The organism is Streptomyces atriruber, from assembly GCF_001418325.1.
Classification (GTDB): domain Bacteria; phylum Actinomycetota; class Actinomycetes; order Streptomycetales; family Streptomycetaceae; genus Streptomyces; species Streptomyces atriruber.
Genome location: NZ_LIPN01000218.1, coordinates 1 through 10,073, shown reverse-complemented (window position 1 = coordinate 10,073; position 10,073 = coordinate 1). Strand labels below are relative to the sequence as shown.

General features: G+C 71.4%; 8 protein-coding genes and 1 pseudogene. 6 read left to right on the top strand and 3 right to left on the bottom strand.

Annotated elements, in window-relative coordinates; all coding sequences use genetic code 11:
* From AOK03_RS22510 to AOK03_RS22485, 6 genes are all read left to right on the top strand, one after another.
* The coding region (locus AOK03_RS22510) for an alpha/beta fold hydrolase (protein WP_157869045.1) at positions 1-1,026 on the top strand (1,026 nt) is incomplete at its 5' end.
* Between the two features lie 74 nt (positions 1,027-1,100).
* The gene (locus tag AOK03_RS22505) at positions 1,101-1,313 is read left to right on the top strand and encodes an MbtH family protein (RefSeq protein ID WP_055567130.1); all 213 of its coding nucleotides are present in this window, start codon (positions 1,101-1,103) and stop codon (positions 1,311-1,313) included.
* Between the two features lie 16 nt (positions 1,314-1,329).
* Positions 1,330-4,617: an amino acid adenylation domain-containing protein gene (locus tag AOK03_RS22500; RefSeq protein ID WP_055567129.1), complete on the top strand. Its 3,288-nt coding sequence runs from the start codon at positions 1,330-1,332 to the stop codon at positions 4,615-4,617.
* On the top strand, positions 4,614-5,432 hold the full coding sequence (locus tag AOK03_RS22495) for an alpha/beta fold hydrolase (RefSeq protein ID WP_055567128.1): 819 nt from the start codon (positions 4,614-4,616) through the stop codon (positions 5,430-5,432). The genes AOK03_RS22500 and AOK03_RS22495 overlap by 4 nt, the downstream gene beginning before the upstream one ends.
* Positions 5,429-6,421 (top strand): methyltransferase, encoded by a 993-nt coding sequence (locus AOK03_RS22490; protein WP_055567127.1) that lies wholly within the window; start codon positions 5,429-5,431, stop codon positions 6,419-6,421. Before AOK03_RS22495 ends, AOK03_RS22490 begins: the two co-directional genes overlap by 4 nt.
* Before the next feature lie 167 nt (positions 6,422-6,588).
* Positions 6,589-7,236: a sulfotransferase-like domain-containing protein gene (locus AOK03_RS22485; RefSeq protein WP_079074888.1), complete on the top strand. Its 648-nt coding sequence runs from the start codon at positions 6,589-6,591 to the stop codon at positions 7,234-7,236.
* On the opposite strand, the gene AOK03_RS22480 is transcribed toward AOK03_RS22485, so the two are convergent.
* The 3 genes and pseudogenes from AOK03_RS22480 to cysC form a co-directional block, all read right to left on the bottom strand.
* Positions 7,203-8,501, bottom strand: coding sequence for a sulfate adenylyltransferase subunit 1 (locus tag AOK03_RS22480; RefSeq protein ID WP_055567126.1), 1,299 nt, complete (start codon positions 8,499-8,501; stop codon positions 7,203-7,205). The genes AOK03_RS22485 and AOK03_RS22480 overlap by 34 nt on opposite strands.
* On the bottom strand, positions 8,501-9,448 hold the full coding sequence (gene cysD / locus AOK03_RS22475) for a sulfate adenylyltransferase subunit CysD (protein WP_055567125.1): 948 nt from the start codon (positions 9,446-9,448) through the stop codon (positions 8,501-8,503). Before cysD ends, AOK03_RS22480 begins: the two co-directional genes overlap by 1 nt.
* Positions 9,445-10,002 (bottom strand): annotated as a pseudogene (gene cysC / locus AOK03_RS22470) (adenylyl-sulfate kinase); the annotation flags it as partial. The pseudogene cysC and the gene cysD, both read right to left, overlap by 4 nt.
* Between the last annotated feature and the right edge of the window lie 71 nt (positions 10,003-10,073).

Below are 10,073 nucleotides of genomic sequence, written 5' to 3'. Positions count from 1 at the left end.
CTCTTCGCCGAGGTCCTCGGCGTGGACGTCGCCCGGGTCGGCGGCGACACGAGCTTCTTCGCCCTCGGCGGGCACTCCTTGCTCGCCATGCGCCTCATCGGGCGGATCCGTGCCGCCCTCGGCGCGCAGCTGCGGCCCAGGGACTTCTTCGAGGCGCCCACCGTGGCAGGGCTCGCCGAACGGCTGCACGGGGCGGCGAAGGCGGAGGGCGATGTCCTGCTGCCGCTGCACCTGGAAGGGGACCGGGCACCGGTCTTCTGCGTCCACCCCGCGGGCGGGCACAGCTGGGGCTACTACCACCTCAAGGACCATCTGCCGCCCGGCCACCCGCTCTACGGCCTCCAGGCCCGGACGCTGCTGCAGGGTGCCGAGCCCCCGGCAACGCTCCCGGCCATGGCCGCGGACTACGTGGAGCAGCTGCGCTCGGTGCAGCCCCGTGGGCCGTACCACCTCGTCGGATGGTCGTTCGGCGGTCTCGTCGCCTTCGAGATGGCCACGCAACTCCAGGAACAGGGCGAGGAGATCGCGCTCCTGGCGCTCCTGGACGCCTTCCCCGCCGCGGCGGAGGACGGCGTCGAGCCGGTGCCCGCGGACGAGGACAGCATGCTGCGGATGATCGCCGCGAACGCGGGCTACGATCCGGCCGCCATCACCACCGTCGGCGCCGACGAGCCGCTGACACCGGCCGCGTTGAGCGCGTTCTTCCAGCAGGTCGGCGCGGTGATGGCCAATCTGACGCCGGACGACCTGCGCACCTTCGCGCACACGCTGCGGCACAACGCGGGCATCGGCGCCGCGTTCGCACCCGGCGTGTTCCGCGGCGACCTGCTCGTGCTCACCGCTGCCCTGGGACGGGACGGGTCCCGTACCGCCCCCGACAAGGGCCGGGACGCCTGGACGACACACGTCACCGGGCGGGTCGACGAGCACCGGGTCCCCTGCTCGCACGACGACATGTTGCTGCCGAACGTCCTGAAGCCCGTGGGCGAGATCCTCTCCCGCTCCCTCCAGAACCAGAGCCCCTGAGCGCGAGACCCCTCGTACCCCCCTCAGCAGATCGAACCCTCAGCCATCGAACCCCCGACATCCAAGGAGCTGACATGACCAACCCCTTCGAGAACCCGGACGGCACGTACGTGGTGCTCGTCAACGACGAGCACCAGCACTCGCTCTGGCCGGTCACCGTGGACCAGCCCGCGGGCTGGACCGTCGCGCACCCGAGTGACACGCGCGAGGCCTGCCTGAGCTTCATCGAGGAGAACTGGACCGACATGCGCCCGCGCAGCCTCGCGCAGCGCATGGCCGACAAGTAAGGAGAGGGGGAAGAGCGTGGAGTCCCCGACCGCCCGTCCCGCTGCCGGCTACGACCGTGCACGGCACGGCATCCACAATTTGCGCCGTGCCGAGGTCATAGCCGACCCCCGGCTCTACTGGAAGGCCATTTCCGAGCTGCCGCCCGTCTTCTACGACGAGGTGGGAGGCGTCTGGGTCTGTTCCGGGTACGCCGAGTCGGTCGAGATCCTCGCCAACCACCGGGCGTTCTCGTCCGCGCGCCACCACTCCCCCGACGACCTGGCGGCGCGCGGCATGAGCGGCATCGTGCCGACCGCCGAGATGCTGTCCGCCCAGTTCCTCTTCAACGATCCGCCCGACCACACCCGGATCAGGAACGCTCTGCGCGGCGAGTTCTCACCGGCCGGTCTGCAGCGGCACGACGCGGCCCTGCGGGCCATCGCCGACCGGGTCCTGGACACGCTCCCCGACACCGGAACCGTCGACCTGGTGAAGGACTTCGCGGAGCGGCTGCCCGAGCACCTGATGACCCATCTGCTGGGCATGACGGGCCGCGGCACGGAGCTCACCGAGTGGGCAGACGCCTACGAGCGCCTGCTCAGCAGCGTCTCCACCTTCCCCAGCCGGGCCGACCTGGAGACGGTCCCGCTCCTCGACAAGGCACTCGCCGGGCTGCGCGAGCTCGCCGCCGAACGCCTCGCCGCGCCCGGTGACGACCTCGTCTCCACCCTGGCGACGGCCCTGCGGGACGACTTCGCCGTCGATCCCGCGGCGGAGCCGCCCGCCGAGCTGCTCCAGCTCGTCGCCGCCAACGCGCTGGTCCTGGTCGCCGGGGGCTATCAGACGCTGACGCACCTCGTCTCCGGCGGACTGCTGCTGCTCGCCGACCATCCGGAGCAGCTGCGGCAGTTGCGGCAGGACCACTCGCTCGCGGATTCCGCCGTGGCCGAGGTGCTGCGGATCGACGGGTCGAGCCAGTACGTGGGTCGGCACGCCGCGCGCGACATCGAGATCGGCGGGGCGCGGATGGCGGCCGGGGACGGAGTCCTCGTGCTGCTCGCCGCGGCCAACCTCGACCCCCGCAAATTCAGCGACCCCACCGCCTTCGACATCGCGCGCAGCGAGGGTCGCCACCTCGGGTTCGGCTCCGGTCCGCACTACTGCCTGGGTGCGCCGTTCGCCGAACGTCTGGCGCGCTGGGCGATCCTCGGCTTCGTCGAGCGCTACGAGCGGTTCGGGCTCTCGCCGCTGGAGGCGGATCCTGTGGAGTGGGGGCCGCACTGCAACACGCGCTCCCGGCGCCGGGCAGCGGTGCACGTCAGCCGTACGGAGGTCTCTGAGGGCTTTGATGTCTCCGATGGCTTTGAGGTCTCCGATGGCTTTGAGGTCTCTGAGGTCATTGCGGCCCCTGCGACCTCTACGACCCCTGCGACCCCTGCCGCTCCTGCGGCCGACGCGGTGCCCGCCGCCAAGGCGGTCACCGATCTCGAACGGCACCAGATCGTCGCCGAGTGGAACGACACCGGGGCCGACGACGGCGCCGCCCAGGTCTGCTGGCAGCTCCTCTTCGAGGAGCGGGCCCGACTGGCGCCGGACAGCACGGCGGTCGAGGACGAGGGCGTCGTGTACTCGTACGCGGACATCGACGCGCTGGCGAACGGGGCCGCGCACCGGCTGCGTGAGCTGGGCGTGGAGCCCGAGACGGTCGTCGCGATCAGCATGGAACGCTCCGTGCGGCTGGTGGTCGCCATCCTGGCCGTGGCCAAGGCCGGGGGCGCCTTCCTGCTCGCCGCCGCCGACTGCCCCGGCGAGCGTCTGCGGACCATGCTGGAGCAGACGTCCGCGCGGCTCGTCATCGCCGACGACGCCACCGGTGACCGGATCGCGGCTCTGGGCGTCCCGGCCGACGTCGTACGGCTCGACCCGGCCGTGCGCGCCGCCGCCCCGCCGATCACCGGCGTCGCGCCGGGCAACACCGCCTACGTCGTGTTCACCAGCGGCACCACCGGTCGGCCGAAGGCCATCGCCAACAGCCACGAGGCGCTGACGAACCTGCACATCGCGCAGCGCACGGTGTTCCGGGTCCGGCCGCAGGACCGGGTGCTGCAGTTCCTCTCGCTGAACTTCGACGGCTGCATCTCCGAGGCCGTCCTGGCGCTGCTGTGCGGGGCGACGCTCGTCGTCGCGCGGACCGCGCAGCTGACCCCGGGGCCGCCGCTGCTGCGGCTGCTGCGCGAGCGGCGGGTGAGCGTCGCCATCATGACGCCGTCGGTGTGGTCGGTGCTCGCGCGCGATCCGCTGCCCAATCTGCGCATCGCGGCGTTCGCGGGCGAGCGGCTGCCCGGCTCCCTGGTCCGCCGCTGGACGGCGCCGGGCCGCAGGCTCCTCAACCTGTACGGTCCCGCCGAGGCGGCGGTCTGGTCCACCTGGCACGAGTGCGCAGGTGAGGACGACCCGCCGATCGGGCGTCCGGTCGCGGGCAAACGCGTCTACGTCCTGGACGAGGAGCACCGGCTGCTGCCCGTCGGCAGTCCGGGCGAGCTGTACATCGCGGGGATCGGGGTCGGCCGCTATCTGGGACGGCCCGACCTGATGGCCGAGTCGTTCGTGCCCGACCCCTTCGCGGGGCGGCCGGGACGGTTGATGTACCGGAGCGGTGACCTGTGCGTCTGGCGGGAGGACGGCTCTCTGGAGTACGTCGGCCGCCGCGACCGGCAGGTCAAGATCCGGGGTCAGCGCGTCGAACTGTACGAAGTGGAGCGCGTGCTGGAGAAGGCGCCCGGGGTGTCCTCCTGCCACGCCGTCGAGCGCGACAACCGGCTGCACGCGTTCGTCGTGCCCGAGGAGCCGGGGTCCTGGGACGAGCAGGCGGTACGCCGCCATCTCGCGGAGCGGCTGCACGGCGGCATGATTCCGGCGGCGTTCACCGTCACGGACCAGCTGCCGCTCACCTCGAACGGGAAGGTGGCGCAGGAGCACGACGCGACGGCTTCCGTGGCGGTGCCCGCGGCGACCGCTCCGGTTCCGGTGCCCGCGGCGACGGCTCCCGTTCCGGTGCCCGCCGCGCCGGACGCCGACGCGGGGTCCACCCGCGTCACATGGGAGCTGGCCAGGCTGTTCTCGTCGTGTCTGCGGGTGCCGCAGGTGCGCGTGAAGCTGGACACCGACTTCTTCTCCGCGGGCGGCGACTCATTGGCCATGGCCGAGTTCATGGCGGCCGCCGAGGACCGCTTCGGCATGGTGATCGACATACAGCGACTGCTCGACGAGCCGACTCTGGCCGGACTGGTGCAGCTCGTGAGCGAGGGGCGAACGGTTCAGTGAACGACGGAACGACGCAGACCGGACCGGCGCGGGCGCGACCGCTGATCAGCACCTGGGGGGACGGGACGGCCACGGCCGCCCGGCCCGTACTGATCGTGCACGGCTCGGTGGACCGCAGCGACACCTTCCGCCGCGTGGTCGACCACCTGCCGGGCCGTCCGGTCCTCGGCTACGACCGGCGCGGCTGGGGCGCGTCCCGCCCGCTCGGGGGTGCGGACGTCGACTTCCCGGTGCACGTGGACGACCTGCGCACGGCGCTCGCGGAGTCGGACGTGCCGCCGGTCGTGCTCGGCCACAGTTACGGCGCCCTGGTGGCCATGGCCGCCGCGGCCGCGGACCCGTCGCGCGTCGCCGGGATCGTCGCCGTCGAGCCGCCCGTGCGCTGGCTGCCCTGGTGGCCCGCCGACGACCCGTGGGAGCGGACCGTGCGCGCCGCCGCGGCCGAGGGAGGCCCGGAGCAGGCGACGCGGGCCATGCTCACCGAACTCCTGGGCCCCGCAAGCCGGTTGCACCTGGCGCGGGCCCGGCCGTCCGACCTCGCCGCGGACGGGGCGGCCCTCATCTCCGAGATGACGGACCCCACGGTCGACGCCCCGGCGTTCGACCCGCTGACGTTTCCGCTCCGCACCGTGGTGGCGGCCGGATCGCGGTCGGCCGCACACCACAGGGAAGTGGCGCGGCGGCTCGCCGAGCTGCTGCCGCACGGCCGTTTCGCCGAGATCTCCGGTGCGGGTCACGCCGCGCACGTCAGCCATCCGCAGGAACTGGCCCAACTGGTACACGAGATCGACATGATCGAGGAGCAACACCGATGATGCCCAGCGCACTTGAGAACGCCGTCTACGGACTGCTCGCCACTCCGGTGCTTCACACCGCCGTCGAGCACGGGGTGTTCACCTCCCTCATCGAGGACGGCCCGGGCACCGTCGCGGGCCTCGCCGAGCGACTCGACGTCGACGAGGACACCCTGGAGCGGATGCTGCTCGTCCTGACGTCCCTCGGCGTCGTCACCCGCGCGACGGGCGGTGAATACACCCTGACCTCCGACGCCGCGCCCTTCCTGGACCCCGGCAACAGCAGGTACCTGGGCGGCTTCATCAAGCACCTCACGCTGGAGACCCAGGGTCGGCTCGGTCGGCTGGACTCCTATCTCGCCAAGGGGAAGCCGACCACGGAGGAGTCCCCGTTCGACGACGTGTACCGCGACGCCGAGTCGCTGCGCGGCTTCATGCGCGCCATGTGGGACCTGAGCTTCGGCGTCTCGCGGGAGCTGGCCGTCCTCGCCGGGATGGTGGGGACGAAGCACCTCGTGGACGTCGGCGGGGCCACCGGCCCGTTCGCCGTGGCGGCGCTGCTCGCCGAGCCCGCGTTGCGCGCCACCGTCTTCGACATGCCGGCGGTCGGCCCGCTGGTCGGCGAGGACGCCGAGGCACGGCCGGTCGCCGACCGCCTGGACTTCGTCGGCGGCGACTTCTTCGCGGACGAACTCCCGCGGGGCGACTGCCTCGCCTTCGGCTACATCCTCTCCGACTGGGACGACGACACCTGCGTCACGCTGCTGGAGAAGGCCTACCGCGCGTGCCGCGCCCCCGGCCGGGTCCTCATCATGGACCGCCTTTTCGAGGACGACCGCAGCGGTCCGCTGGCCACGGCCGCGATGAACCTCGTGATGCACATCGAGATGGCCGGGAGGCACCGTACGGCCGCCGAGTTCACCGCCCTGCTGGAGCGGGCCGGATTCAGCGACTGCGAGGTGCGGAGGTCCGGCGGCGAGAAGCACGTGGTCATCGGCCATAAGCGGTAGCCCCTGTGGGCTGCGGAGCCGAAACCCCCGCGGATGCGCGAACAGTGCGCATCCGCGGAAAGTCATGCAGCAGAATGGAGCTTCTCATGAACGGCGCACCACAACACGGACACAATCTTCTGTTTCTCTGGAGCCCTCCGAGAAGCCTGTCCACGGCCTTCTTGAGAATGATGATCCAGAGAGGTGACCACCTCGTCGTTCACGAGCCGTTCTCCAGCCTCGTGGTGCAGGGATACGCCGTCGTGGAGGGGGAGAAGATATCCGACCAGCGTGAACTCCTGGACACGCTCCAGGACATCGCCACGCGCCGTCGGGTGTTCGTCAAGGAGACGACGGAGTACCGCTACGAGATCGTCGACGCCCCGGAGTTCCCCGACATCGGCTGTCACACTTTCCTGATCAGGGACCCGGAAGCGGTGATCCCGTCGCACTACGCCATGAAGCCGGACATCACCTGCGCCGAGATCGGCTTCGAGCATCAATTCGAGATATTCCGCACCGTGCACGAAAGCATCGGGGCCTGCCCCGCGGTCTTCGCGGCGGAACAGCTGGCCGCCGAGTCCGAAGTCGTGGTCCGGGCCTACTGCGAGAGGGTCGGCATCGACTTCATGGAGTCGGCCCTCTCGTGGGAGCCCGAGAACCGGGACGAGTGGAGCCGCACCAGGGAATGGCATGCGGACGCGGCGCGGAGCAAGGGGTTCGACCATGTTCCCCGCGTCTATCAGGACAGAGTCGAGAACAACGCGAAACTGGCGTCGTACTACGACTACCAGTTCCCCTTCTACGAGCGCATGCGGTCATTTCTGCCGGGATGACGGATCGCCATGCCCGCGGTGAGCGTGGTGCCGTCGGCCGGGTCGATCAGGATGAACGAGCCGGTGCGCCGGGAGTCGGCGTAGGAGTCGATGGGCAGCGGCTCGGCGGTGCGGATCCGCACCCGGCCGATGTCGTTGGCGACGAGCCGTCCGGGGTGCGGGTACAGCGACAGGTCGTCGAGAGTGAGCCGGGAGGGGAGGTCCGTGACGATCGCCTTGACCGTGCGGGTGCCGTGCTTGAGGAGCACCCGGTGGCCGACGGTCAGCGGCTGGTCGGCGACGTGGCACACGGTCGCCTCCACCTCCCGTGTGGTGGCCGGGGCGTCCGCGTGCGGCACGATCAGGTCGCCGCGCGAGACGTCGATGTCGTCCGCCAGCAGCACGGTCACCGACTGCAGGGCCCAGGCCGCCTCCACGGGGCGGCCCAGCTGTTCGATCCCGGCGATGGTGGAGGTGCGGCCGGACGGCAGGACGCGTACCTGCTGCCCGGTGCGGAAGGTGCCCTCCGCGATCCGGCCGGCGTAGCCGCGGTAGTCGGGCTGTTCGGGGCTCTGCGGGCGGATCACGTACTGCACGGGCAGCCGGGCGGAGCAGGGCGCCAGGTGGTGGCTGACCGGCACGGTCTCCAGGTGTTCCAGGACGGTCGGGCCGCCGTACCAGGGCATGTGCGCGGACGGCTCGACCACGTTGTCGCCGGCCAGCGCGGAGATCGGGATGACGGTGACCTCCGGGCCGCCCAGCTCCTTGACGTAGGCGGTGTATTCCTCGGCGATGGCGGCGAAGACGGCCTCCTCGTAGCCGACGAGGTCCATCTTATTGACCGCGAGGACGACGTGCGGGACGCGCAGCAGGGCGGCGATCGCGGTGTGGCGGCGGGTCTGTTCGACGACGCCGTTGCGGGCGTCGACCAGGATCACCGTCAGTTCGGCGGTGGAGGCGCCGGTGACCATGTTCCGGGTGTACTGCACATGGCCCGGGGTGTCGGCCAGGATGAACCGGCGCCGGGGCGTGGCGAAGTAGCGGTAGGCGACGTCGATGGTGATGCCCTGCTCGCGTTCGGCGCGCAGGCCGTCGGTGAGCAGCGCCAGGTCGGGGGTGGCCTGGCCGCGGTTGCGGGAGGCGTGGGCGACGGCCTCCAGCTGGTCGGCGAGCACCGACTTGGAGTCGTGCAGCAGGCGGCCCACCAGGGTGGACTTGCCGTCGTCGACGGAGCCCGCGGTGGCGAAGCGCAGTGTGCCGACGGTGGTGTCGCTCAGAACGGTCATCAGAAGTACCCCTCGCGCTTGCGGTCTTCCATGGCGGCCTCGGAGAGCTTGTCGTCGGCGCGGGTCGCGCCGCGCTCGGTCAGCCGGGACGCGGCGATCTCGGTGATGACGGCCTCCAGCGTGGTGGCGTCGGAGTCCACGGCGCCGGTGCAGGACATGTCACCGACCGTCCGGTAGCGCACGAGCCGCTTCTCGACCGTCTCGCCCTGCTTCGGGCCGCCCCACTCACCCGCGGTCAGCCACATCCCGGAACGCTGGAACACGTCACGCTCGTGCGCGAAGTAGATCCCGGGCAGTGCGATGTCCTCGCGGGCGATGTACTGCCACACGTCCAGCTCGGTCCAGTTGGACAGCGGGAACACCCGCACGTGCTCGCCCGGCGCGTGACGGCCGTTGTACAGCTGCCACAGCTCGGGCCGCTGACGGCGCGGGTCCCACTGCGAGAACTCGTCCCGCAGCGAGAACACCCGCTCCTTGGCGCGGGCCTTCTCCTCGTCCCGGCGCCCGCCCCCGAACACCGCGTCGAACCGCTCGCTCTGGATCTTCTCCGTCAGCGGCACGGTCTGGAGCGGGTTGCGGGTGCCGTCCGGGCGTTCCTTGAGCACACCCCGGTCGATGTAGTCCTGCACCGACGCGACGTGCAGGCGCAGCCCGTGCTCGGCGACCGTGCGGTCGCGGTACTCCAGGACCTCGGGGAAGTTGTGCCCGGTGTCCACGTGCAGCAGCGCGAAGGGCACCGGGGCGGGCGCGAACGCCTTCAGCGCCAAGTGCAGCATGACGATGGAGTCCTTGCCGCCGGAGAAGAGCACCACCGGGTTGTCGAACTCGCCCGCCACCTCGCGCAGGATGTGCACCGCCTCCGACTCCAGCGCGTCGGGGTGCGAGAGGGCGTACGGGGTGTCCCTGCCCCCGTCGCCCCCCGTCACCGGGTCGGCGGTCGGCGTCATAACAGGCCCCTTTCGGCGAGCACGGCGTACACCGCGGCGGCGGACTCCTGGACGGTCTGGTGCTGCGACTCGATGCGCAGGTCGGGCGCGGCGGGTGCCTCGTAGGGGTCGTCCACCCCGGTGAGGCCGGTCAGCTCTCCGGCGGCCTGCTTGGCGTACAGGCCCTTGACGTCTCGGGCGCTGCACACCTCGACGGGGGTGGCGACGTGCACCTCGAGGTACGGGGTGGCGTTGCTGTCGTGGCGCTTGCGCACCGCCTCCCGGCTGTCGGTGTACGGCGCGATCACCGGGACCAGTGCCAGCATGCCGTTGCGGGCCAGGAGTTCGGCGACGAAGCCGATGCGCTGCACGTTGGTGTCCCGGTCGGCGCGGGAGAAGCCGAGTCCGGCCGAGAGCGCCTCGCGGATCTCGTCGCCGTCCAGGACCTCCACGCGGTGGCCCTCCGCGCGCAGCCGGTCGGCCAGCTCGTAGGCGATGGTGGTCTTGCCGGCGCTGGGCAGGCCGGTGAGCCAGACGGTGACTCCGGTCCTCACGTGGGTCTCCTGGGGGTTGGGGGGCGTCGTCCGGGCGGCTCGTGCGCGTCAGAGGGGCCGGGCGGCGGCATGGGGTGTGCCGAACCAGTGGG

Bases quoted from the DNA above. Each gene is read 5' to 3' on its own strand.
- AOK03_RS22480 (WP_055567126.1), bottom strand. From the start codon at position 8,501: ATGACCGTTCTGAGCGACACCACCGTCGGCACACTGCGCTTCGCCACC.
- AOK03_RS22490 (WP_055567127.1), top strand. From the start codon at position 5,429: ATGATGCCCAGCGCACTTGAGAACGCCGTCTACGGACTGCTCGCCACT.
- AOK03_RS22485 (WP_079074888.1), top strand. From the start codon at position 6,589: ATGATGATCCAGAGAGGTGACCACCTCGTCGTTCACGAGCCGTTCTCC.
- cysD (WP_055567125.1), bottom strand. From the start codon at position 9,448: ATGACGCCGACCGCCGACCCGGTGACGGGGGGCGACGGGGGCAGGGAC.
- AOK03_RS22505 (WP_055567130.1), top strand. From the start codon at position 1,101: ATGACCAACCCCTTCGAGAACCCGGACGGCACGTACGTGGTGCTCGTC.